Below are 24,918 nucleotides of genomic sequence, written 5' to 3'. Positions count from 1 at the left end.
AAAAACCGCCCTCCATGGGCGGTTTTTTTATCTGGCACCTTGCTGTGTCTGTCGCAGGCCAATGTGGGAAGGGGACGGCTAGTGCTCGCCGATATAGACATCCTTGTACTGCTCGCGGATCCCGAGGAACTTGTCCAGATTGGCCATCATCAGCTCGACCAGGCTGGGATCGAAATGCTCCCCTTTCTCCTCTTCTATCAGGGCCAGCACCTTGTCCAGTGGCCACGCCTTCTTGTAGCAGCGATCCGAGCCGAGAGCATCGAACACGTCGGCGAGAGCCACGATGCGCCCCTCCAGCGGAATATTCTCCCCTGTCAGACCGCGGGGGTAGCCGCTGCCATTCCATTTTTCATGGTGGTTGCCGGCGATAGTGGCCCCAATCTGGAACAGCGCCAGATCGCTGCCGGAGAGCATGTCCTGACCGAGCTGGGCGTGGGTTTTCATGATCTCCCACTCCTCCGGGGTCAACTTGCCCGGTTTGTGCAGGATGGAGTCCGGGATCCCCACTTTGCCTATGTCATGCAGGGGCGATGCGCGCTTGATAAGCTCGCTCTGCTCCTCGCTCATGCCAAGCAGCAGGCAGAACAATTCGGTATAGAGCGCGACCCGTTTGACATGTAGTCCCGACTCCTTTGAGCGGGTCTCGACCAGTTCACCGATGCGATAGATGATCTCCCGCTGGTTGTCGGCGATCACCTCGTTGAGCCGGATATTCTCCAACGCCACTATGATGTTTTCGGTGAACAGGGTGAGCAGACCCGTGTCCATCTGGCTGAGCTGGCGAAAGGTCTCGATATGAAACAGCAGATGGTGGCGCGGATTCTGGCAGTAAAGCACCATCTGCTCCGGGGCGTAGACGTTGGCTCGGCTGGCCATGGCCTGGCGCAATATCTCGGGGGCGTCACTCAATCGCAGCGGGGGCAAGCCGGGCAGCAGGGGTTCGAGTATCTGATCCCGCACTTCATAGGCCGACTGCTTGAGATCATAGATCTGGGTTTCTCCCAGATGAAGCAGGGCCGTCAGCTGGGCCTGTGCCCCTTCGACAAACTGGCGCAGGGCCCGCTTTTCAAAGATCCCCTTGGAGGCCTCGATGACCTTTTCCAGCCCCTGGCGATTGCTCTCCAGAGTGCGGATATCCCGATAGGAACGCAGGCTGGCACGCAGCAGGGTACGAAGCTTCTGGGAGGTAAGCTCGGTTTTGTCCTTGTAGTCGTTGATGTCGTAGTTGGTGACCACGTCATCTTCCGGGGCCTGGCCGGGTTGCCCGGTACGCAGCACGATGCGCACCATCTTGTTTTGCAGCTCGTCGCGAACAAACTTCACTACATCCAGGCCGGCATGATCGAACTCCATCACCACATCCAGCAGCAGCAGGGCGACATCAGGTGTTGTGGCGAGCAGCTGTTTGGCCTCGGCAGCGGAGTAGGCATGCAGAAACTCGATGGGACGATTGTCAAACTCGAATTTGTTCAGGGTGATCTTGGTGATGCGATGAACTTCGGGCTCATCATCCACGATCATCACCTTCCAGCCAGCCTGTTGGCTATCGGGAAGGACGATATCGTCATCATCAATAATCAGGATCTGGTCATCCATCATACAATCCTGTTTGGCATCTTGTGCTTACATTAACTGCTTCACTAAGGATAGGAAACTTATTGAGAAATAAAATTTGATCGCGAAAAACTGTGGTCGGGCGCCGTGGCATGGCGACCTGCCCAGGCTCTCTCAAAACCGCCGTACAGCCATGAACAGGGGCCGGCTAGCAGGGGGAAATCCCCCTTCGTCATGGCGCCGCGAGCCTGGTTCCAGTGACTATGATGGCACACTCCTGATACAAACCGATGAAACGGGAATAAATCGTATTTGATACTGATTCTTGTTTGCGTGTAGCATGGGTAATCTACTGTAAGAGGAATTCATCTGTGTCCCCAACTCTGCCTCCCAACCGTCCCCGTCTGTTGAGTGTCAAAGCCGTTACCCAAATTACCCCCAATCTGCGCCGGATCTGTTTTACCGGCAGTGAGCTGGCCGACTACCCCTACACCTGCGGCGGTGCCCACATCAAGGTGATGCTGGCACAGCCCAACCAGGCAGAGCCCGTGCTGCCGACCATGACGCCAAACGGTCCGCGCTGGCCGCAGCCGGCAGACAAGCCCATCATCCGCACCTACACATTGCGAGCCTTTCGCCGCGAGTCCCTGGAGCTCGACATCGACTTCGTGCTGCACGGTGATGACGGGCCTGCCAGCGCCTTTGCCTGTCAGGCCAAACCGGGGGACAAGGCGATCCTCTCTGCGCCCGGTGGCCCCAATCCCATGCTGCCAGCGGCAGATCACTACTGTCTGGTGGGGGATCTGACCGCCTTGCCTGCCATCATGGCGATGTGCGAAGTGATGCCTGCCGATGCCAGAGGGGAGATCGCCATTCTGGTACCCGATCAGGCCGACGCCCTGCCGCTTTCCCTGCCCAGCGGGGTGCGTTGCCACTGGTTTGTCGGCGAGCCTGAAGCAAGCGGCCTGCTGGAGCATGTCATGGGCTTGCCCCTTGAACGGGAAGGAGGCTTCTTCTGGCTGGCAGGGGAAGAGGCGCTGGTGTTGCCGCTGCGTCGCCATGTACGCGGAACTCTGGGGGTCGATCGCCAGGCCATTTATGCGGTGCCTTACTGGCGCAGAGGCAAGAGCGAGGAGGCTTACCATCAGGCGCGTCACGAAGTGATGGATAATTAAGCGGACGCGAAAGAATACCCGATTCATTTCTTGCAAATAAAAATGATTTGCATTTAGTATTGCGCCGTTCCGAAATCGGTCGGTACGGCGCCTTCATATAGAGAAGGAACCGCCCTGGATGGCCAGGCTGTTTTCTGCCCGAGCCGACTGATATCAGGGCGAAGAAGCATGGGCCTGTGCTCGTGCCATAAGCAGCCCAATCACTCAGCGCCGGGTCTGGCAAGGTCAGACAGGGATGTCGGTGGTGTTGGCCTTTTCCTGTTCTATGTGGAGTGTTGATGATGCGTACATCATCCCGACTATTTGCAGTGCATCCTCTGGTGTTGTCCCTTTTTGCCTTGCCGGCCGTGGCACAAGTACAAACCGGCGCGGCCGATCCCGCCCATGAAACCCTGGTGGTCACCGCGACCAAGACTCGCCACAGTGAACTGACGGCGCCCGCCAGCGTCTCGGTCGTGACCCGTGCCGAGCTCGACAAGCTCAACGTCAATGACCTGACCGGGGCCCTGAAACAGCTGCCCGGGGTCAACATCAATCCGGCCACCAGCTATGGCCGCAGCGAGATCAAACTGCGCGGGCTGGAGGGGGATTACACCCTGCTGCTGGTCAATGGGCGGCGCATCAGCTCCCGAGATGCCCTGACTTCCGGTTACGGCAACGACTTCGATCTCTCCGCCATCCCCATGGCCGCCATCGAGCGCATCGAGGTGATCCGCGGTCCCATCTCCTCCCTCTACGGGGCCGATGCCCTGGGGGGCGTGGTCAACGTCATCCTGCGCCAGCCCAAGGAGCAGACCGAGGCGGCTGCAACTTACACCTTCAGCGATCCGACCGATGGTCACGGCGGGGACGTCAACAAGGCGAGCGCCTATGTGGGCGGCGCGCTCATCGACAACAAGCTGCTGGCCAACTTCGTGGTGGAAGGCAACCACAGGGATGCCTGGCAGAGCGAGCAGAGCATCAACCCCAAGGCCGATGCCATCGAGCAGCGCGAGAAGCTCGGCATGCTCTCCAACGTCAAGTGGCTCATCGACGAGCAGCAGGATCTGGATGTCGGCATGAACTATGCCAAGGACGATCGGGAGGCGCACTGGAACAACTACGGCCAGACGCCGCGCAACATCCAGCAGATGGAACGCCTGGGGCTCAATGCGACCCACGTCGGGCGCTGGGATCTGTTCGACAGCCGGGTTGGCTACGCCTTCGAGCAGGTCGACCTGTTCGATGACTCCGAGCTGATGAGGGGCCTGACCAAACAGAGCGGCGATGTGACCCAGACCAACCACACCTTCGACGGCCAGCTGAGCGGCAACCTTGGCAGCCACCTGTTGACCGGCGGCGCCGAATACCGCATCACCGAGCTCAAGCACAACGTCAGCCTCAAGGGGAGTGATGTCAGCGTCGATCAGAGCGCCCTCTATCTGCAGGACGAGTTTGGCTTCGGCGATCTGGCCCTGACCCTCAGCGGCCGGGTCGATCACCACGAGACCTATGGCACCGAGTTCAGCCCGCGCGGTTATGCCCTCTACAGCCTGACCGACAACTGGGTGGTCAAGGGGGGGATTGGCAAGGCGTTCAAGGCACCGACCATCGCCCAGTCCAACGCCGATTACGGGGTCGCTGCCTGTCGCGGTCGCTGCGCCGTGGTGGGCAACCCGGACCTGAAACCCGAAACCGCCGTCAGCTATGAACTGGGCACCACCTATGATGCCACCGTGTGGGGGGCCGGGGTGACCGCCTTCCACAACGACATCAAGGACAAGATCCAGAGCGAGGGGTGGACCTCCACTTGGCGCCCTTCCGTGATGACCTATCGCAACGTCAGCAAGGCCCGCATCAAGGGACTGGAGCTGAGCGGCTGGTTCGATATCACGGATGCGCTGAGCCTCTCCGGCAACTTCACCCTGATCGACGGGGAAGACAAGACCACCGGCAAGGATCTCTACAAGACGCCGGAGCACACCGCCAACGCCACCCTGGAGTGGCAGGTGATCGACACCCTGAGCACCCGGCTTGGCTGGAACTACACCGGCAGCCAGATCCTGCCCGTGCCACGTCTGAGCGGCACCATCTATGAAAACACGGCGGGCTTCCACACCCTGGATGCCGGCGTCGTGTGGAGCGCCACCCGGGCGCTGGATGTGAAGTTCGGCCTCAACAACCTGACCAACACCAAGCGTGACTGGGTCGCGACCGAGGCGGATCAGATCCTCGAGGGGCGCACCGTCTACGCCGGCGTGGCTTACAAGTTGTGATGCGTTCGGGGAGCCCGCGGGCTCCCCTTGTTCCCTGTTTCAACCACACATATCAACAAAAGGAGCCAAGGGTGCTTAGACACCAGACGTATCTGCTCTGGCTGGGATTGTTCCTCCTGTTCATGCTGCTTTGCCTCTCCCTGGCCACTGGTGCCGGGGTGTATGGCGCCTGTGAAGTGATGGGTTATCTGGCGGGGGATCCCCGCTTTGCCGGCGACGAGAAGCTGGCCATGGTGCTCAATACCCTGCGCCTGCCCCGCACCCTGTGCGCCATGGTGGTGGGCGTTTCTCTCTCGCTTGCCGCCTCCTTGCTGCAAAGCGCCACTCGCAACCCGCTGGCCGAACCCGGTTTGCTCGGGGTCAATGCCGGCGCCGTCTTCGCCCTGGTGATTGGGCTCACCTGGTTCGGGGTCGAGTCCGCCTACGGTTATCTGCTCTGGGCCGGGCTCGGTGCCCTGCTTGGCAACCTCATCGTGCTGGGGCTCGGCATGATGATAGGCCTCTCCAATCCCCTCAAGCTCATCCTGGTAGGGGTGGCGCTGTCTGCCACCTTCGGCGGCCTCTCCAGCTTCTTGCTGCTCTCCAACAAGATGGTGCTGGAGCAGTACCGTTTCTGGAATCTGGGCTCCCTCGCGGGGGCCGATATGGACGCCATCATCGCCGTGCTGCCGTTCGTGCTGCTCGCTTTCGCCCTCACCCTGCTGCTCTGCCGCCAGCTGACCCTGATGCAGATGGGGGACAGCCAGGCCCAGGCGCTGGGCATTCGGCCGACCCGGGTGCGGATCGGCGTGCTGCTGGCCGCCACCCTGCTGACCGCCAGCGCCATTGCCATCGCCGGCCCCATCGGTTTCGTCGGCTTCCTCGCGGCCTACTGCGGCCGCCTGGTGGAGCCGGTGAAGCTGTCGGTGCAGGTCTGTTTCTCCGCCCTGTTCGGCATGTTGTTCCTGCTGGTGGCCGACATTCTGGCGCGCTGGTTGATCCAGCCGTTCGAGCTGCCCAACGGGGTCATCCTGGCATTGATCGGCGCCCCCGTGCTGATCGCCATCGTGCGTCGCGGGGGCTTTCGTACCCTGCTGACCGTCAAGTGAGGCGCTGATGCTTACACCGACCGATATGCTCTGCCTGCGGGCGAGCGAACGTTCCATCCTGCTGCATCTGCCGAGCTGGCGCTGGCTGACGCTGCTGGCCCTGGCCCTGGCAGCCTTGATGCTGCTGGCCTTGAGTGTCGGCAGCGGCAAGCTGGGTTTTGCCGGCGTGCTCAACACCTTGCTGGGGGAGGGCTCGCGCCTCGATGGGATCACCCTGTTCAAGATCCGGCTGCCCCGCATTCTGGGGGTGATAGTGGCGGGGGCGGCCATGGGGCTTTCGGGCTGTCTGGTACAGACCCTGATCCGCAACCGGCTGGCAACTCCTGACATGGTGGGGGTCAATAATGGCGCCTCCCTTGGCATCATCATCTTCTCCCTCTACCTGACCCTGGGCAGCTGGCCCTGGTGGGCTGCGCCGCTCGGCGCCATCTTCGCGGCGCTGGTGCTCTATGCCCTCTGCCGCAAACCCGGTGAACAGGGTTACCTGTTCGTGGTGATCGGCATTGGTCTGTCCGAGATGCTCGAGGCCTTCGGCCAGTTCGTGATGTCCACCAAGGCGCTGCTGCACTTGAGCTCCCTCTACCTGTGGAACATGGGCAGTTTCATCGCGGTGAGTTACAACACCATCACCCCCATCGTCATCTTGTTGCTGCTGCTCTGCCCCTGGATCATCTACCTCTCCCGCTCCCTGGCAGTGCTGCGTTTTGGCCCCGAGATGGCGCGCTCCCTCGGGGTCAATGGCGACAAGGTGCAGTTGGGGATCCTGGCTCAGGCCATTCTGGTGGCAGCCCTTGGCACCGCCATCGGCGGTCCCGTGGTCTTTATCGCCATGGCGGCGCCCATCCTCGCTTCCTGGCTGGTGAAGGACAGAGTCGTGCCGCTCTGGCTGGCGGCGCTGAGTGGCGCCCTGCTGCTGCTCGCCAGCGACACCCTGGTTCGAGTGCTGGCCAGTCCCCACGAGGTGGCGACCGGCATCATGACCCGCATTCTCGGCGGCCTCTTGCTGCTGTTTCTCCTTGTTCACGATCGCCAGAGGGCCGACTGATGACGCTCACCGTAAACCGACTCCATTTCGCCTATCAGCAGACCACCATCTTGCGCGATATCTCCTTCAGCGTGCCCAAGGGCAAGCTGGTGGGGATCGTCGGCCCCAACGGCTGCGGCAAATCGACCCTGCTCAAGCTGCTTTGTGGGCAGATGGCCCCACAGAGCGGGGAGATATTGCTCAAGGGCAAGCCCCTGGCCAGTTATCCCATGAAGGGGTTGGCGCGTGAGCTCGCCTATCTGCCCCAGCGGCCGACCCTGCCCGCCGGCATCCTGGTGGAACAGCTGGTGCAGTACGGCCGCCACCCCCATCAGGGCTGGTTCAATCAGTGGAACGAGGAAGATGCGCGCATGGTGCGATCGGCCTGCGAGCGGATGCAGCTGGAGGGGATCTGGCACCAGAGCGCCTCGTCGCTTTCCGGCGGTCAGGCGCAGCGGGCCTGGCTGGCGATGATCCTGGCCCAGGACAGCGACATGGTGCTGCTCGACGAGCCCACCAGCGCCCTCGATATCGGCCACCAGACCGAGGTGATGGAGGCGATTCACCGCATCACCGCCGAGGGCAAGACGGTGCTGCTGGTGATCCACGATTTGGCGATGGCGGCCCGTTATTGCGACGAACTGATCGCCATCGGTGACGGGGAGATAGCTGCCATGGGCCCGGCCCGCGAAGTGGTGACCAAGCCCCTTATCGATCGCCTCTACCAGACCAGCGTCGATATCCTCCATGCCCCCGGCGATGGTGCCCCCATCATAGTGCCGCGTCGTCACTATGCAGATGATGCCGTGCGCCGGGCGAGTTGAAGCCATGACCCTGAATACCGTTTATACCAACGCAGTACCTCAAGAGAAGGAGTGAGATGATGAAGCGTTTTGCCTCCCTGGCCGCCACTATCCTGATGCTGGCCGCGCCTCTGGTTCAGGCGCAGGAGATGCGTCAGGTGACTGATGCGTTTGGCCAGAGCGTCCAGGTACCGGCCAATCCCCAGCGGGTGGTGACCTTGAGCGAGATCGATCTCGACAGCGCCCTCACTCTGGGGGTCAAGCCGGTTGGCGCCGTCAATGGTCGCGGTCAGCCGACCCTGCCGCGCTATCTGTTGGACAAGGTGGGAGAGGGGATCCCCGTGGTCGGGGATCTTGGCAGCCCCAACCTGGAGACCCTGATCACCCTGGAGCCGGATCTGATCCTGACCGGCCCCACCACACCAGAGCAGCTGGCGTTGCTGCGGGAGATTGCCCCGACCGTGGTGACCGGCCAGTGGACCGACGGTTGGCAGCCGTTGCTGCGCCGTGTCGCCAGCGCCCTCAACCGTGAACAGGAGGGGGAGGCATTCTTGCAACAATACGAGGCTCGCCTGCAGCAGGCGCGCACCACCCTGGCCGGGCATCAGGGGGAGAGCATCAGCATAGTGCGCTGGAATCCCAAGGGGCCGAGCTTCATGTATCCGGGCACCTTCGCCAGCAGCGTGGTGGAGTCGATGGGGTTGATGCGCCCGGCCCAGCAGCAGGGCAAGGGGGCGCCCCACTCCCCGGCCCTGAGTCTGGAGTCTCTCAATCTGCTGGATGCAGACTGGCTGGTGATCGGCACCCTGAGTGCCAGCGGCGATGCGGTGGAAGCGATGCGCCAGGCCGAGCAGACCCCGGCCTACCAGCAGCTGCCGGTGATCAGGGAGAAGCGTTTTGGCGCCGTGGATGGCTCACTCTGGACTTCGTCCGGCGGCCCCCAGGCGGCGCTCAAGGTAATCGCGGACGTGGAGACCCTGCTGCAAAAGCGTGGCTGACGAATCCATCCCGAGCCGATGAAACGAAAGAGGGAGGCTTGCGCCTCCCTCTGTTTATGGTCGTTGTTGACGGTTTATTGCGGCTGGATCTTGGTCAGCAGCAGCTTGCCACCTTGCATCTCGGCATGGAAGCTGACAGCGTCACCCACCTTCATCCCCTTGAGCTGGGCCGGCTCGACCAGGGTGAACACCATGGTCATGGCGGGCATCTTGAGGTTCTCGATATCCTCGTGCTTGATCCCCACCTTGCCATTTGCCTCGTCGATGCGGGTGATGACCCCCTTGGTCATCACCATCTCCTTCATGCCCTCCATCTGCTGCATGTCACCCATCTGGCTCATGTCGTGCCCTTCGTGGTTCATCATCTCTTCGGCTTGTGCGCTGGTGTGGGTGGCAAGGCCAAGCAGCAGGGTCAGTGTCAATGTCTTGTAGTTCATGATGTTTCCTTGTTTGTCAGTGTTGTCTGATTGATCAGGGCGCAGCCTGAGTATCTGTCTGCGCAGGAGCGTGTTCCAGTCGTTTCAGGGTGCGGACGCGCCACAGGTAGTAGGCCGCCGGCAGTACCAGCAGGGTCAGTACCAGCGCCGTCACCATGCCGCCAACCATGGGGGCGGCGATGCGCTGCATCACCTCGGAGCCGGTACCCTGGCTCCACATGATGGGCAGCAGGCCCGCGATGATGGTGACCACCGTCATCATCTTGGGACGCAGACGCAGGGCGGCGCCGTGAATGACCGCCTGGTGCAGGCCGGCCTGGTCCGGTTTGCCACTGGCCACCAGATCGTCCCAGGCGTGGTTGAGGTAGACCAGCATCAGTACCCCGGTCTCCACTGCCACCCCAGCGAGGGCGATAAAGCCGACCCCCACCGCCACCGAGAGATTGAAGTCGAGCAGCCAGACGGTCCAGATCCCCCCGACCACCGCCAGTGGCAGGGTAGTGAGGATGAGCAGCACCTCCTGGAAGCGGCGAAATGCCAGGTAGAGCAGCAGTACGATAATGGCGACGGTGAGCGGCACCACGTAGGCGAGGCGTGCCTTGGCCCGCTCCATGTATTCGTACTGACCGGACCAGCTGAGGGCGTAGCCGGCCGGCAACACCAGCTGCTTACCCACCTCGGCTTTGGCTTCGTCGACGAAGGAGCCGATGTCGCGGCCACGGATATCCACATAGACCCAGCCGTTCAGGCGCGCGTTTTCACTGCGCAGCATGGGCGCCTCGTCACTGATGTAGACCCGGGCCACGTCCGCCAGGGCGATCCGCTCACCCTTGGGGGTGACCAGGGGCAGCAGCTCCATGCTCGCCACCGAGTCGCGATAGCTCTGGGGATAGCGCAGGTTGATGGGGTAACGTTCGCGCCCCTCTATGGTCTGGCCCACGTCCATGCCGCCCACCGCGGTGGCGAGTACCGCCTGCACGTCGGCGATGTTGAGGCCGTAGCGGGCCGCCTTGAGCCGATCGATATCCACCTTCACATAGCGTCCGCCCGCCACCCGCTCGGCGTAGACGGAAGAGGCCCCCTCCACCTTGCCGATGATCTGCTCAAGCTCTTGGCCTATCTGCTGGACCACCTTGAGATCGGGGCCGGCAATCTTGATCCCCACCGGGGTCTTGATGCCGGTGGCCAGCATGTCGATGCGGGTCTTGATGGGGGGCACCCAGGCGTTGGTGAGACCGGGGAAGCGGATAAGGGAATCCAACTCTTCTTTCAGCTTCTCCGGTGTCATGCCGGGGCGCCACTGGTCGCGGGGTTTGAGCTGGATGCTGGTCTCCATCATCACCAGATCGGCGGGGTCGGTGGCGCTCTCGGCGCGTCCCGCCTTGCCGAACACATTCTGTACCTCGGGCACGGTGCGGATGAGCTTGTCGGTCTGCTGCAGGATCTCTCGCGCCTTGCCCACCGAGATGTTGGCCGCAGTGGTGGGCATGTACATGATGTCCCCCTCATCGAGCGGCGGTATGAACTCGGAGCCCAGATACTTGAGCGGCCAGAAGCCGATCACGGTGACCGCCAGCGCCACCGCCAGGGTGGTTTTGGGGCGAGCCAGCACGGCGTTGAGCAGCGGGATATAGGCCTGGCTCAGGCCACGGTTGAGGGGGTTGGCCTGCTCGGGTAACACCTTGCCGCGGATGAAATAGCCCATGATCACCGGTACCAGCGTGATGGCGAGCGCGGCGGCGGCGGCCATGGCGTAGGTCTTGGTGAAGGCCAGCGGATGGAACATGCGCCCCTCCTGCGCCTCCAGGGCAAACACCGGCAAGAAGCTCATGGTGATGATGAGCAGGGAGAAGAAGATGGCGGGGCCGACTTCGATGCTCGCCTCGGTGATGATCCGCCAGCGGTTCTTGTCGGTAAGCTCCTCCCGCTCCATGTGTTTGTGGACGTTCTCTATCATCACGATGGCACCGTCCACCATGGCGCCGATGGCGATGGCGATGCCCCCCAGCGACATGATGTTGGCGTTGATCCCCTGCAGGTGCATCACGATAAAGGCGGTCAAAATCGCGATAGGGAGGGTGATGACCACCACCAGCGACGAGCGCAGGTGGAACAGGAATGCCAGACACACCAGCACCACCACGGCGAACTCCTCCACCAGCTTGCCGGAGAGGTTGTCGATGGCGCGCTGGATAAGGTCGGAGCGATCATAGACGGTGACGATCTCCACCCCTTCCGGCAGGCTGGATTTCAGCTCGGCCAGGCGCGCCTTGACCCCGTCTATGGTGTGCTGGGCATTTTCGCCGTAACGCATGACGATGATGCCGCCCACCACTTCCCCTTCGCCGTTGAGCTCGGCGATGCCGCGCCGCATCTGGGGACCGGTGACTACGTCCGCCACGTCACCCAGCAGCAGGGGGGCGCCGCGCACATTGGTGCCGAGGGGGATCTGTTTCAGATCTTCGATGCTCTTGAGGTAGCCGTTGGAGCGCACCATGTACTCCGCCTCTGCCATCTCGATGACGGAGGCGCCGGTCTCCTGGTTGCCCTGTTCGATAGCGGTCTGGATGAGCGACAGCGGGATGCCGTAGGCACGCAGCTTGTCCGGATCGACCCGCACCTGGTACTGGCGCACCATGCCGCCGACGGTGGCCACTTCGGAGACGCCGTTCACCGTCTGCAGCTCGTATTTGAGGAACCAGTTCTGCAGCGACGTGAGTTCGCTCAAGTCGTGCTTGCCGGTCTTGTCCACCAGGGCGTACTGATAGACCCAGCCCACCCCGGTGGCGTCCGGCCCGAGCTGGGGCTGGGCTTCGGCAGGCAGATTGGGGGCAACCTGACTCAGGTACTCCAGCACCCGGGCGCGGGCCCAATAGAGGTCTGTGCTGTCATCAAACAGCACATAGACGAAGGAGTCGCCGAAGAAGGAGTAGCCGCGCACCGTGGTGGCGCCCGGCACCGCCAGCATGGCGGTGGTGAGCGGGTAGGTGACCTGATCTTCCACCACCTGGGGCGCCTGGCCCGGGTAGGAGGTCTTGATGATCACCTGCACGTCGGAGAGATCCGGCAGGGCGTCCACCGGGGTTTGCTTGACCGACCAGAGGCCCCAAGCGGTGAGCATGACAGTCAGCAGCAACACCAAAAAGCGGTTGCCGACGGACCAGCGAATGATGGCAGGGATCATGGTTTGACTCCTCCCTCTTGGTGCGGGATCGGCCGCTGGGTGTGGTGACTGCCAAAGCGAATGATGGCGGGGATCATGATTTATCCCCCATCTGGTGTTGGCTGTGATCCATGCCCTCCATGCCTGGCATCTCGCCCTTGGCCTCTTTCATCGGTTCATCTGCTGCCGGTTTGTCTTCCACATGGATCTGGATGATGCGGTACTCGTCCCCCTCCTGCTCCACTTGCAGGTGCAGGGTCTGATCCGGTTTCAGTTGGCTGATGTCCACGCCGTCGGCCACGGTGAAGTCCATCTCCATGGCGGGCCACTGCCACTCGGGGATGGGCTGGTGGGAGATGCCGAGGGTGCGCCCGGCAAGATCGATGTTTTGCACCTGGCCCTGGGTCCAGACCTGCATGGGGCGCACTGCCGTCATGCGCTGGAAGTCCGAATCGATGGCAGATTCGGAGTCGAGCAGGAACTGGGCAGAGCTGACGATGCTGTCACCGGCTTCGACCCCTTCATCGATGGCGACCTTGTCACCAAACTGGGGGCCCAGAGTGACGGCCACCGACTTGAAGTTGCCGTCCCCCAGCGCCAGCACCAGCCTGTCCTGGCTGCCGGTGCGGATCACCGCTTCGCTCGGCACCACCAGGCGGGGTTCCCCCTTGCCGGTGCTGATGCTCACCTTGGCGAACATATTGGGTTTCAAAAACTCGTCCGGATTGTCAAAGCGCAGGCGTACCCGCAGGGTGCGGGTGCTGGCATCGAGCGTCGGGTAGAGGTAGTCCACCCGGCCTTGCCAGCTGCGGCCCGGGGCATAGTCCAGGGTCATGGTGACCGGATCGCCGACCCTGATCTGGGCGGCCTGGCGCTCGAACACCTCAGCGCTCACCCACACCTGCTTGAGGGTGCTGATGTTGAACAGGGGCGCGGCGGGCTCCACATACTGGCCTTCACGCACCTTGAGCTCGGAGACATAGCCGCTGCTCGGGGCATAGATGCGCACCGTCTCCTGCACCTTGCGAGTGCGCTTGAGGGCCGCTATCTGATCCGCCGGTACCTGCAGGGACTTGAGCTTGCCCTCGGCGGCGCGCAGCAGCAGGGGATTGGTGGTGTTAAGCGCCAGCAGGTATTCGTGCTGGGCGTTCACCAGATCCGGGGCGTAGAGATCGTAGATAAAGCTGCCCTTGGTCACCTGCTGCCCCTCGTTCTTGATGGCGAGGTTGCGGATCCAGCCCGCCATCCGGGAGTTGATGGCTTCGAGGCGCTCCTCGTCATAACCCACATAGCCCACCGTCTCGATCTGCTGGTGGATGGGCAGTTTTTCCACCTTGGCCAGCCGCACCCCCAGGTTCTGCTGGATCTCGGGGCTGATGGTGACGGTGCCGGGGGAGCCGCCCTGCTTCTCTTCATAGACGGGGATGAAGTCCATCCCCATGTTGTCCTTGGCGGGGGCATCGCGCTTGTCGCGGGGATCCATGGGGTTGACCCAGTAGAGCGGTGTCTTCTCCTTGGCAACCGCGGTGACTGTCTGTTTGGCCGCCCAGTAACCGCCGCCGGCCCCGAGGGCGAGCAGCAGGGCGGAGACGAGCAATTTCTGGCTCATAGGAAACCTCCCAGGCGCAGGGAAAGGAGGGCAAGGGCGCACGGATGCGCGACTGCGTATTCGTTAAATCGGACTGATGACATGGACCATCTTCTCTTCTGTCGGATCGCCGGGCCGGTGACGAATAAGGGATAAGCGTCACAGGGTTTGCCCGGCCAACGGGGCGTCAGGGACGCCCGTTCTCCTGCGCGGGTGGCGCAGGCTCAGGCAAGGAGCGCAGCCAGGACAGGGTGACCCCTGATCAGGCACGCAAGAGACGGTCTTTCTAGTGGCGCAGCACCGACAGCATCAGATGCCGGCGGGGCCAGGAGGGCGGGTGAGTACCGCGGGTTCTAAGGAAGGGGTCACGCAGCCAGAGATCCAGCAAGCGGGGCAGGGTCCCCTGCGGCAGCAGCAACAGGGGGAGCAGTAGAGCCGAGAGCAGCATGCCGAGCAGAGGCAGGGCATTGGCGGCGCCAGACAGCCCGGTCTGCATCTGGCACTCATCTCCCGTCACGGTCGATTCGCTTCCGGCACTGGCGTGGCAGGAGAGAGTCACGGAAGCGTTCTCCTGATCCAGCGCCATGGTGCGTGGGCCCGCGTCATCCCCATGGGACGGGATCATGGCGTCAGGCAGTGTTTGCGGCGTGAAGAGGGAGATAGAGGCACTCGTGGTGGCCAGAGAGGCGCCGTGCCAGCTGATGCAGAGGGTCAGATTGCAGATGAGCATCAGCGCCAGCAACAGCCGGGCCAAGGCAACAGAGGGCAATCTTGCAGCAAGCTGGGTGAGTGACAATCCGGATATCCTTCGAGATCAGATGGTTGGACTGTAAACCTTACCTTGAGGAGAAGGTCAAGGCATGGCGCCTGGCGTGGCCGGTGAGGATAAAAAAACACCCCCGCAATGGCGGGGGTGTCGGGCAGTCAGGAAGTGACAGGATTACTGCTTGGCCCGTTTCTCCGAGCCCTTCATGATGAGGCGGAAGAAGAGCGGGATGAAGAAGATGGCGATGAAGGTCGCCGCCAGCATGCCGCCGATGACTGGCCAGCCGAGGGCGTGGCGGCTCGCCGCACCCGCGCCGCTGGAGGTGACCAGGGGCACACAACCCAGGATGAAAGCGAGGGAGGTCATGACGATGGGACGGAAACGCAAACGCGCCGCCTCAAGGGCCGACTCGATGAGAGTCATCCCTTCTTCATGCTTCATGACCGCGAACTCCACGATCAGGATGGCGTTCTTCGCCGCCAGACCCACCAGCGTCACCAGGCCTATCTGGAAGTAGACGTTGTTGGTGAGCCCCACGGCCCAGGTGGCGAGCAGGGCGCCGAACAGGGCGAACGGCACGGCGGTGATCACCGCAAACGGCAGGCTCCAGCGTTCATACTGGGCGGCCAGGATGAGGAAGATCATCACGATACCGAAGCCAAACGCCATGGCGGCGCTGCCGGCTGCCGCTTTTTCCTGGTAGGCGGCACCGGTCCACTCCAGCTTGGCGTCGTTGCCGAGGGTCTGGGCGGCGACCTCTTCCAGGGCTTTGATCGCCTGGCCCGAGCTCACACCCGGCGCCGGTTGAGCCATGATCTTGGCGGCCGGGAAGATGTTGAAACGCTCGACCAGCTCGGGGCCGGTGGCATCGCGCACCGTCACCAGACTGGTGAGGGGGATCATCTCGCCGGTATTGGAGCGGACATAGACGTTGCGAATGTCATCCTTCTTGGCGCGGTAGTCCGCCTCGGACTGCAACTGGACCCGGTAGGTACGACCGAACTGGTTGAAGTCGTTGACATAGACCTGGCCGAAGGTGGCCTGCATGGTGTCAAACACGGCGTTGATGGGCAGCCCCAGCGCCTTGGCCTTCTCGCGGTCGAGATCCAGGAAGACCTGGGGCACGTTGGCGCGGAAGGTGGTGGTCACGCTGGCAAACTCAGGACGCTCCTTGGCCGCGTCGAGCAGGCGCTGTACCTCGCCCGCGAAGGCGTGCACGTCGCCGGTACCCCGGTTCTGCAGATAGCCTTCGAGGCCCCCTGTGGTGGACATGCCGGTGATGGGAGGCGGGTTGAAGGTGGCGGTGAAGCCATCGGCCAGTCCCATCAGGCTCAGCCCCTGGAAGGTCTTGGCCAGGGAGAAGGAGTCTTGCCCTTCCCCTTGACGCTCTTTCCAGTCTTTGAGGGTCACGAAGGTGAGACCGCGGTTGCTGATGATGGAGCCGGACAGGATGTCAAAGCCCGAGAAAGTGACCACGTCCTTCACGTTGGGGTTGGCCATGGCGATCTTGTCGAAGTCGCTCGCGACCGCCTGGGTACGGGTCAGGGCGGCGGCATCGGGCAGCATCACGGAGCCGATGAGGTAGCCCTGGTCTTCATCAGGCACCAGGGCGCCCGGTACTTTCTGGAACAGGGCATAGCTGCTGACCAAGATAATGGCGATGATGCCAAAGGCGACGCCGACGCGGCGGTTGAGGAAGGCCACCCCGCGCACATAGCGGCGGGTCAGCTGATCAAACGCGTTGTTGAACCAGACGAAGAAGCGGGCCGGCTGGTGGTGACCTTCTTTGAGCAAGATGGCGCACAGGGCCGGTGACAGGGTGAGTGCCACCAGGCCGGAGATGGCCACCGACACGGCGATAGTGATGGCGAACTGCTTGTACATCACCCCCGTCATGCCGCCCATAAAGGCGACCGGCAGGAACACGGCGCAGAGCACCAGCACGATGGCGACCACCGGGCCGGAGACCTCCTGCATGGCGAGGATGGCAGCCTCTTTGGGCGAACACTTCTTCTCGCTCATGATCCGCTCGACGTTTTCGAGCACCACGATGGCGTCATCCACCACGATACCGATGGCAAGCACCATGCCGAACAGGGTTAGCAGGTTGATGGAGAAACCGAGCACCAGCATGCCGGCGAAGGTCCCGATGAGCGACACCGGCACCGCGATACAGGGGATCAGGGTGGCGCGGAAGTTTTGCAGGAACAGATAGACCACCACGAATACCAGTACGATCGCCTCGAACAGGGTGTGGACCACCTCTTCGATGGAGATCTTCACGAACTCGGTGGTGTCGTAGGGGATCTGGTACTCCACGTCTTGGGGGAAACGACCCTGCAGGCGTTCCATGGTGGCGCGCACCTGATCGGCCACGGCGACCGCGTTGGCGCCCGGTTGCAGATAGGTGGCGATACCGATGGCCGGTTTGCCGTTGGCGCGGGCGACCAGATCATAATCCTTGCCCCCCAGCTCGACCCGGGCGACATCGCGGACCCGGATCTTGGAACCATCGGGCATGGAGCGGACGATGATGTTCTGGAACTCCTTCACATCCTCAAGGCGTCCCTTGGTCTGCACCGTGTAGGTGAAGTCGATGGGGGCCGTAGTGGGCTGGGCACCGATCTTGCCTGCCGCGAACTGGGTGTTCTGCTCGCGAATGGCGCCGATCACGTCGCTCGGGGTGAGCTCGAGCTGGGCCAGTCGATCCGGCCGCAACCAGATACGCATGGCGTAGTCGGTACCGCCAAACAGAGTGGTATCACCGATGCCGGGAATCCGCTTGAGCTCGTCGATGATGTTGAGCAGGGCGTAGTTCGACAGATAGGTGGTATCAAACGAGCCGTTCGGTGACTGGAGGGTGACCACCTGCAGGATGGAGGTCGATTTCTTCTTGACCGTCACTCCCTGCTTTTTCACCTCTTCCGGTAGCTGGGCCATGGCGGCCGAGACCCGGTTGTTGACGTTGATGGTGGCCTGATCCGGATCGGTGCCGATCTCGAAGTAGACGTTGAGGTTCATCTGGCCGTTGGAGGCCGACCCCGACTGCATGTAGATCATCCGCTCGACGCCGTTGATCTGCTGCTCCAGCGGCGCTGCCACGGTCTGGGAGATCACCTCCGGGGTTGCGCCCGGATAAAACGCCGTGACCGAGACCACCGGCGGGGTGATCTGGGGATATTGCTCGATGGGGAGCGCCCGCATCGCCGCCAACCCGCCCAGCACGATAATGATCGAAATCACGCTGGCGAAGATGGGGCGTTCTATGAAGAACTTGGAAAACATACGGGCTCCTTACTTGGCCGCAGACTGGCTGACCACCTTGCCGGTGATCACCTTCATCTCGTCGGCAGAGACAGGTTTTACCACGGCGCCGGGGCGAGCCTTCATCAAGCCTTCGACGATATAGCGCTCACCTGCCTGCAGGCCGCTCTCGATCAGCACGCCGGAGTCGACTGCCGCGCCCAGGGTCACCGGACGGGGCACTACCTTGTTGTCGGCATCGACCACCATCACCATGCGGTCAGCCTGGGACTGGACGATGGCGCGCGGCGGCACCACGATGGCGTTTTTGCGGGTGCCCAGATCGATGGTCATGCGGACAAACTGGCCCGGCAGCAGTACGCCGTCCTTGTTGTCGAAGATGGCGCGGGCACGGATGGTGCCGGTCTGGGGATCGACCCGATTGTCGGAGAAGTTGAGCTTGCCCGCCTCGGGATAGAGGGAGCCATCGGCCAGACGAATATGGGTGCGCCAAGTGGTGGCATCCTTCGCCTCAATCACCCCTTTCTTTACCGAGTTTTCGAAGTTGAGGCGATCCTGCTCCGAGTAGGAGAAGTTGACGTAGAGCGGATCAAACTGGGTGATGGTAGTGAGCAGGCCGTTGTCGCCGCTGGTGGAGATAAGGCTCCCCTCGGACTGGGAGCTCTTGCTCGCCATGCCGTTGATGGGGGCGGTCACCTGGGTGTAGCTGAGGTTGAGCTCCGCCTCTTTCACCTTGGCCTGAGCGGCCTGATGGCTGGCGATGGCCGCTTCGTAGTTGGCGATGGTGTCGTCATAGTCCTTGCGACTGACCACCTGACGCTTGAAGAGGGGAATGATGCGATCCCGATCGGCACGGGCCTTGTTGAGACGGGCCTGCTCCTGAGCCAAAGTCCCTTTGGCCTGCTCCAGTGCCACTTTGTAGGGGGCCGGGTCAATCAGAAACAGCTCCTGACCGGCGGTGACCGGCTGGCCTTCCACATAAGTGCGCTTGAGCAGGATGCCACTGACCCGGGAGCGCACATCAATCTCGCGAAAACCGGCGGTCTCTCCCACCATCTCGGTGGTGAGCGGCACATCGGTCAGCTTGACCTCGGCGACCACCACAGGGACGGCTGGCATGGTCTGGGCCGTCTGGGTCGTCTCGCCGCCACAGGCACTCAGACCGCTGATCAGCGCCAGGGTCAGCAAGCTGCGTTTGTAAACCTCTCTTCCGGCATTGGACACCTTCATCATCACACTCCTGTTGGATCGATTTCGGCTGCTGCGTTCAGCATGTTTCTCCATACACATCATTAACTTCATGATTAAAAAAACAACTTCTTTATGATTGGAATGGGAGATGATAGGGCGGCAACCTTGAACACAACCTTCTCAAAGTGGCAATTAGGGTTGCCGATTGACGAAAAAAGTCTGACTTTTCCGATTTGGGCGGGACTCATCTGGGATGTTCAGCCCGGGCCATGGCAGCCAACAGCAAGGCACTGCTCTTCTCGTCTTGGTGATAGCCATTGAGGGCAGAAAGTCGCTCGCAGGTGTGGCCGTGGCCAACCAGACGCCCTGCTTTCAGCTCGATCAGGGTGGTGAAGTTGCGTCTGACAAATTCGGCGTCGTGACTGATGGCCACTATGGTGGTGCCCTTCGCCCGCTCGCTGGCCAGCCAGCGTTCCAGAATGGCCAGCCAGCAGGGATCGAAATCCCGGCTCGGCTCGTCGAGCAGCAGCAAGGCGGGCTGCATGGCATGGAGGCAGGCCACCGCCACCATGCGCCGCTGACCGGCATCGAGATCGAGCGGATGGGAGGCCGCCCACTTTGTCAGCTCGCACTGTTCCAGCGCGGTAGCGACCCGCAGCCTGATCTCCTCGCGCGGCAGTTTCTGCAGGCGCAGGCCAAAGGCGATTTCATCCTCGACCCGGCAGTGAAACAGCTGATGCTCTGACTCCTGAAACAGAAAGCCGATCTGACTGGCACGGGCCAGCGCCCGCTGCTCGCAGAGCGCCTGTTGTTGCCAGCTCACCGTGCCCGAGGTGGGGGCCAGCAGACCCGCCGCCAGTCGCAGCAGGGTTGACTTGCCTGCGCCGTTATCCCCGACGATGGCGACCTGTTCCCCACTGGCAATTTGCAATGTGATGTCGTGCAGGCAGGGATTGTCCGGTGCCCATGAGAAGCAGAGGTGATCAAAGCTCAGCATAAAACTCCCGCAACATGGCCAAGGGGTAGGGGTGATGGCGCGGGTCGCGCACCTGTAGCGTCTCGCGCAGGGAGTCCGGCAGGATCACCCGCCCGGGCAGATGGGGCAGCACCTCGCCCAGCTCACCGCAGACCAGCTGGCGGCCATGGTCGAGCAGCAGGAATCGCTCGCAGAAGTGAGCGGCCGGAAAAAGCCGCTGCTCCAGCAAGATGACGCTGCAGACTCTTTCCTCGCTGTAGCGGCGGATCTGCCGCAGCATGGTTTGGGTTGCCGCCGGGGTCAGACGGCTGAAGGCCTGATCGAGGATCAACAGCTTGGGAGCCATCGCCAGGGCACAGGCCAGCACCACGCGCTGTGCCTCGCCTCCCGACAGGTCGAGGGGATGGAGGGCTGCCAGCGCCTCGCAGTGGCAGAGCGCCATGGCATCGGATACCCGCCGGCTGACCTCATCGGGTGGCAATCCGAGATTGGCCGGGCCAAACGCCACCTCGTCGACGACCGAAAAGCAGCAGCCGGAAAATTGCACATAAGGGGATTGCTGTACCCACTGGCGCGTAGCCGCATGGTGATTGAGCTGGCCGCTATCATGGGGCTGCCCGAGAATAACGCCCTCTCCCGCCAGCGTGTCGAGGTGCAGCTGGTACCAGCCTCCCGCCAGCAGCTGGGCCAGCAGGGATTTGCCTGCCCCGTTGCCACCCAGGATGGCCAGCCATTCGCCCTCTTGCAGCTCGATATCGAGCGGGCCCAGTTGAAAGTGGTCAGGGTGGGCTGCATGGCCGATGGTCAACCCTTGCAGCGAGATCATGGCCACCACCTCCAGACAATCTCCAGCACTACCAGCAACAGCAACAGATAGCGCAGTAGCGGCTCATAACGTTGCTGCGGGATCTCCGTCATGCGGGTGCGAGTCGGTTGGCTGCGAAAGCCGCGCAGATCCAGTGCCATGCTGCGGGTGGCCAGCTCGCTCAATGCCTGCCCGACCAGCGGCGAGAGCAGCGGGAGCGTAGCCTTTAGCCGGGCTAGCGGATTGCCGTCAAAGGGTACGCCGCGGGCTAGCTGGGCCTCCCTGATAGTGCGCAGCTGGTGGCCGAGCTGCTCTTTGAGCAGCAGCGGGCCGCAGCAGAGGTAGGAGAGGGCAATGGGCAGCCGGCTGGCAAAGAGCGCATGAACAAACCGCTCGGTCGAGACCGCCCAGAGCCAGAGCTGGGCGCTGGCCAGACAGGCGAGCAGCCGGCACCAGAGGGGCAGAATGGGAAACGCTTCGCTGGCTGGAACCGCTGGTATGCCGAGCAGGATCCGCAACCAGGGGCCGTGTACCAGATAGAGCCCCAGTCCCAGCGGCAGCATTACCGCCAGCACCAGCTTGAGCCGGGCGCGGGCACCCGGCAGCAGCACCAATGCGAGCAGCGGCAGCAGGCTCCACCCCCAGAGCCAGGGGGGCGGCAGCACGCTGGCCGTGACCGAAAACCAGAGCCAGAGTGCGAGGGAGGTGAACGGGTGCATCAGCGCACGGCGGCCATCTGCGGGAAGTGGCGCAGGGTGCGCTGCGGCAGGCGGCGTACCAGCCCCCAGGCGATCAGCACGGTCAGCAGCTTGTCCAGCAGGTTGGTACCCAGCACTGTGACGGCGACCGACTCCTGCAGATCGCTCCCCATGGCGTGCAGGTAGGCAACCACAAAATCAGCACCGCTGCCGGTGGCGCCACCAAACAGGTAGGAGCGGATGGGTATGGCCACCAGGGTGAGCGCCAGGGTGATCACCACGCTGCTCACTACCACCTTGGGCAGATTGTTGAACCAGCCGGCCCGAGCCAGCAGACCGGCACTGAGGCCAATCATCATGGCGACCGGGGCAAAGGCCGCTGCGATGGGGCCGGTGAGCAGGCCCCACAGCAGGTTGGTGAGCAGACCGGTGGCGACTGCCATCCAGGGGCCCGCCAGAATGGCGCAGAGCACAGTCCCGATGGAGTCGAGGAAGATGGGTAGCTTGAGCATGGAGACGGCCTGTCCCGCCACCATGTTGATGGCGATGCAGATGACCATAAAAGCCAGGTTGTAGCTGGAGAGTTTACTGACGGACATAGTGATCCTCACAAGGTTCTGGGGGTAATGAGCAGCTCTTCATAACCGGATTGGGGGCAGGGGGCACGGCCAAAACGGTACGCCTCCAGCTCTCCGACTACCAGCTCGAGGGTGGTGCGCACCCGGCAACCGGGCAGCACGTGGCCGCCGCGCATCAATCCCTGCTCGTCAGAGATGGAGAGATGCAGGTGTTCGCACTCCGGATCCAGGGTGCCGCCGAGGGCGATTACCTCGAAGGCCCCCTCCAGCAGGGTGCCATCGGGCTGGGCGGCATAGCGCAGGTTGGCGTGGGTCAGGCTGCCGACCGCCCCGGCGATCCAGGCCGCCTGCAGGCCATGTCGGACCATATGGGCGCGCAATCCGGCGATAAGATCCTCCCCGGGCAACAGGCGCAGGGCCAGAAAACGGGCGGGGGAGAGAGGAAGGTGAGTTGGGGTCACTGCTGGCACTCCTTGCTGCAAAAAATAAGGTGCCATAAGGCACTTTTTCTGGATGGGTTTTTTACGCCCTTTTATCGCGGGCAACCGCGAGCCGCTTCACAGTTTACGAATTCGTCGCGGCTCATCGGTTAATCTTGCGCCGCATCAGGCGAAGCAGGCCCAGATGGGGGCGTGGTCGGAGGGTTTCTCGATGCCGCGCAGCTCGTAGTCGATACCGGTCTCGGTCACGCTGTCCTTGAGGGCGTCCGAGGCCATGATGAGGTCGATGCGCAGGCCGCGGTTCTCGTCAAAGCCCTTGGAGCGGTAGTCAAACCAGGAGAAACGCTCGCACTCGGTGGGGTTGGCGGCGCGGAAGGTGTCGGTGAGGCCAAACCCTTTCAGTCGCTCCATCCATTCGCGCTCGATGGGCAGGAAGGAGCATTTGCCATCCCGCAGCCAGCGCTTGCGGTTTGCTTCGCCGATGCCGATGTCGAGATCGGTGGGGGAGATATTCATATCCCCGATCAGCACCAGCTGGTCGTCCGGGGTGTGGTTGGTCTCGAGGTAGTGCTGCAGATCCTCGTAGAACTTCTGCTTGGCCGGGAACTTGGTCTCGTGATCCTGACTTTCACCCTGCGGGAAGTAGCCATTCATCACCTTGATGAGGGAGCCGTCTTCGCGCTCGAAGGTGGCCATGATCATCCGGCGCTGGGCCTCTTCATCATCGGTGGGGAAGCCTTTCTCCACCTTGACCGGCTTCTGCTTGCTCATGATGGCGACCCCGTAGTGGGCCTTCTGGCCGTGAAACTCCACGTGATAGCCCATGGCCTCCACATCGGCCAGCGGGAATGCTTCATCGTGCACCTTGATCTCCTGCAGGCCGATCACATCGGGCTGGTGCTTGTCGATGATGGCTTGCAGCTGGTGCAGACGGGCGCGCAGGCCGTTGATATTGAAAGAGATGATCTTCATGTCCGGGGTGCTCATGTCATTATTATAAGTGGCTATTGGACTAGGAATCGGCTGTGGATGCAAGTTTGGCCGCGGGCCTGTGTCAGTGGCAGGCACCGCGGGGTGGGCAGAGGTGTCAGCGGGTCATCTTTTTGACGAATACCACCACAAACAGCGCCAGCGTAAAGCTGCCGGTGAAGGCTTCGAAGGCGGCGAAGATCCTGGAGAGGCCGACCGGAGTGAAGTCGCCGTACCCCAATGTGGTGAAGGTGACCACGCTGTAGTAGAGGCATTCGAGCAGGAAGATGGCATTTTGCTCGAGCGGGGCACCGGGTTGGTAGATGAGGTGCTCGCCCTGAAAATGCAGTCCGCAGAAGAAGTAAAAAATGCTGCAGATAAAGATGAGCAGCAACGAGAAGAGCACCACCCGCATCGGGGCCTCGCCATAGCCGCAGAAGAGATCGACCACCCAGGAGGTAAAACGCTGGGTCGACCAGAACGGCAGTTGCAGGCGGCGCATGGTGAGCTCCTGCTGGATATAGTTGCCGGACATGGTGAAGATCCCCTGTGCCTCGGAGGCTTTGCGCAGATCCCGGTAGGTCTCTTCTGCCTCCTTGAACCAGATGCGCGCCTGTTTGGGATCCCGTTCGCGGCGCCCCTTGCGATCCTGCATCACCCGTTTGCCGGTCTGCATGTTGTCGAGCCGGGTGTTGTGCCAGCGGATGCCGAGCAGGTTGACGTCATCGAGGGTGGCGCACTGGAGGTTGGCATCACTGAGATCGGCCTTCATCAGGCTGCCTCCCTTCATGCGCAGGCCGTAGAGGTGACCACCGCGCAGGTTGGCGCGATAGAGGTTGCACTGCTCCAGCAAAAATCCCTGATCGGACTCCTTGTTGACCAGATTGAGGCCCGCCAGATTGGCCCGTGACAGCTGCAGGCCGTGGCAGAGTCCGCCAGCGCGAACGTACTGTTCAAGCGCCTCGGCGGTGTGGGCTTCCTGATGGGTATGGTGGGGATCATGCCAGTGGCAGAGATCGTGCTCGCCAGCCTCTTCACTGCAGTGGCGGCCATCGGCCACCAGATAACGACACATCGCCATCTTCGTTTCCCTCGCATTGCCGAACTGGTTTCAGCATAGGCGGGGAAAAGGGGGCGTGGCGGCGT

Annotated in this window: 20 protein-coding genes; 6 read left to right on the top strand and 14 right to left on the bottom strand. The window is 62.3% G+C overall.

Annotation, left to right across the window (positions count from 1 at the left end; translation table 11 throughout):
- Positions 1-78 precede the first annotated feature (78 nt).
- Positions 79-1,596, bottom strand: coding sequence for an HD domain-containing phosphohydrolase (locus I6L37_RS18795; RefSeq protein WP_216994212.1), 1,518 nt, complete (start codon positions 1,594-1,596; stop codon positions 79-81).
- A 329-nt stretch (positions 1,597-1,925) separates the two neighbouring features.
- Between I6L37_RS18795 and I6L37_RS18790 the strand changes: the two genes are divergently transcribed.
- The 6 genes from I6L37_RS18790 (at position 1,926) to I6L37_RS18765 (ending at position 8,897) form a co-directional block, all read left to right on the top strand.
- Complete coding sequence (locus tag I6L37_RS18790) at positions 1,926-2,729, top strand: siderophore-interacting protein (protein ID WP_216992650.1); 804 nt, start codon at positions 1,926-1,928, stop codon at positions 2,727-2,729.
- A 281-nt stretch (positions 2,730-3,010) separates the two neighbouring features.
- A complete protein-coding gene (locus I6L37_RS18785) occupies positions 3,011-4,984 on the top strand; it encodes a TonB-dependent receptor (RefSeq protein WP_216994211.1) in 1,974 nt (657 codons plus the stop codon).
- A gap of 71 nt (positions 4,985-5,055) precedes the next feature.
- A complete protein-coding gene (locus I6L37_RS18780) occupies positions 5,056-6,072 on the top strand; it encodes an iron ABC transporter permease (protein ID WP_216992649.1) in 1,017 nt (338 codons plus the stop codon).
- 7 nt (positions 6,073-6,079) lie between these two features.
- Positions 6,080-7,117: an iron chelate uptake ABC transporter family permease subunit gene (locus tag I6L37_RS18775; RefSeq protein ID WP_216992648.1), complete on the top strand. Its 1,038-nt coding sequence runs from the start codon at positions 6,080-6,082 to the stop codon at positions 7,115-7,117.
- Positions 7,117-7,920, top strand: a complete 804-nt coding sequence (locus I6L37_RS18770) for an ABC transporter ATP-binding protein (RefSeq protein WP_216992647.1) — start codon at positions 7,117-7,119, stop codon at positions 7,918-7,920. The genes I6L37_RS18775 and I6L37_RS18770 overlap by 1 nt, the downstream gene beginning before the upstream one ends.
- A 59-nt stretch (positions 7,921-7,979) precedes the next feature.
- Complete coding sequence (locus I6L37_RS18765) at positions 7,980-8,897, top strand: iron-siderophore ABC transporter substrate-binding protein (RefSeq protein WP_216994210.1); 918 nt, start codon at positions 7,980-7,982, stop codon at positions 8,895-8,897.
- Positions 8,898-8,971: 74 nt separating this feature from the next.
- On the opposite strand, the gene I6L37_RS18760 is transcribed toward I6L37_RS18765, so the two are convergent.
- From I6L37_RS18760 to I6L37_RS18700, 13 genes are all read right to left on the bottom strand, one after another.
- Positions 8,972-9,334: a copper-binding protein gene (locus tag I6L37_RS18760; RefSeq protein ID WP_216992646.1), complete on the bottom strand. Its 363-nt coding sequence runs from the start codon at positions 9,332-9,334 to the stop codon at positions 8,972-8,974.
- A 34-nt stretch (positions 9,335-9,368) separates the two neighbouring features.
- Positions 9,369-12,518, bottom strand: coding sequence for an efflux RND transporter permease subunit (locus I6L37_RS18755; protein ID WP_216992645.1), 3,150 nt, complete (start codon positions 12,516-12,518; stop codon positions 9,369-9,371).
- Positions 12,519-12,591: 73 nt separating this feature from the next.
- The gene (locus tag I6L37_RS18750) at positions 12,592-14,106 is read right to left on the bottom strand and encodes an efflux RND transporter periplasmic adaptor subunit (protein WP_216992644.1); all 1,515 of its coding nucleotides are present in this window, start codon (positions 14,104-14,106) and stop codon (positions 12,592-12,594) included.
- Between the two features lie 265 nt (positions 14,107-14,371).
- The gene (locus I6L37_RS18745; protein WP_225634514.1) at positions 14,372-14,815 is read right to left on the bottom strand and encodes a hypothetical protein; all 444 of its coding nucleotides are present in this window, start codon (positions 14,813-14,815) and stop codon (positions 14,372-14,374) included.
- Positions 14,816-15,025: 210 nt separating this feature from the next.
- Entirely contained in the window at positions 15,026-18,136 is a 3,111-nt protein-coding gene (locus tag I6L37_RS18740; RefSeq protein WP_216992642.1) for an efflux RND transporter permease subunit, read from the bottom strand.
- Positions 18,137-18,145: 9 nt separating this feature from the next.
- A complete protein-coding gene (locus I6L37_RS18735; protein ID WP_216994209.1) occupies positions 18,146-19,345 on the bottom strand; it encodes an efflux RND transporter periplasmic adaptor subunit in 1,200 nt (399 codons plus the stop codon).
- 205 nt (positions 19,346-19,550) lie between these two features.
- A complete protein-coding gene (locus I6L37_RS18730; protein WP_139473797.1) occupies positions 19,551-20,303 on the bottom strand; it encodes an energy-coupling factor ABC transporter ATP-binding protein in 753 nt (250 codons plus the stop codon).
- Positions 20,290-21,108 (bottom strand): energy-coupling factor ABC transporter ATP-binding protein, encoded by an 819-nt coding sequence (locus tag I6L37_RS18725; RefSeq protein ID WP_139473798.1) that lies wholly within the window; start codon positions 21,106-21,108, stop codon positions 20,290-20,292. Before I6L37_RS18725 ends, I6L37_RS18730 begins: the two co-directional genes overlap by 14 nt.
- On the bottom strand, positions 21,105-21,806 hold the full coding sequence (locus I6L37_RS18720; RefSeq protein WP_216992641.1) for an energy-coupling factor transporter transmembrane component T: 702 nt from the start codon (positions 21,804-21,806) through the stop codon (positions 21,105-21,107). Before I6L37_RS18720 ends, I6L37_RS18725 begins: the two co-directional genes overlap by 4 nt.
- Complete coding sequence (locus I6L37_RS18715) at positions 21,806-22,384, bottom strand: ECF transporter S component (RefSeq protein WP_104014385.1); 579 nt, start codon at positions 22,382-22,384, stop codon at positions 21,806-21,808. Before I6L37_RS18715 ends, I6L37_RS18720 begins: the two co-directional genes overlap by 1 nt.
- A gap of 8 nt (positions 22,385-22,392) precedes the next feature.
- Positions 22,393-22,824 carry a PPC domain-containing DNA-binding protein gene (locus I6L37_RS18710; protein ID WP_075114411.1) on the bottom strand — a complete coding sequence of 144 codons (432 nt, stop codon included), beginning with the start codon at positions 22,822-22,824 and terminating at the stop codon, positions 22,393-22,395.
- A 144-nt stretch (positions 22,825-22,968) separates the two neighbouring features.
- Positions 22,969-23,775, bottom strand: coding sequence for an exodeoxyribonuclease III (gene xthA, locus I6L37_RS18705; protein ID WP_005353222.1), 807 nt, complete (start codon positions 23,773-23,775; stop codon positions 22,969-22,971).
- Between the two features lie 115 nt (positions 23,776-23,890).
- Positions 23,891-24,853, bottom strand: coding sequence for an ion channel (locus I6L37_RS18700; RefSeq protein WP_005353221.1), 963 nt, complete (start codon positions 24,851-24,853; stop codon positions 23,891-23,893).
- Between the last annotated feature and the right edge of the window lie 65 nt (positions 24,854-24,918).

This window comes from Aeromonas sp. FDAARGOS 1407, assembly GCF_019048725.1.
In the GTDB taxonomy this organism is placed as follows: domain Bacteria; phylum Pseudomonadota; class Gammaproteobacteria; order Enterobacterales; family Aeromonadaceae; genus Aeromonas; species Aeromonas enteropelogenes.
Note: the sequence above shows the minus strand (reverse complement) of the source record. Positions and strands in the feature narration are given on the sequence as shown.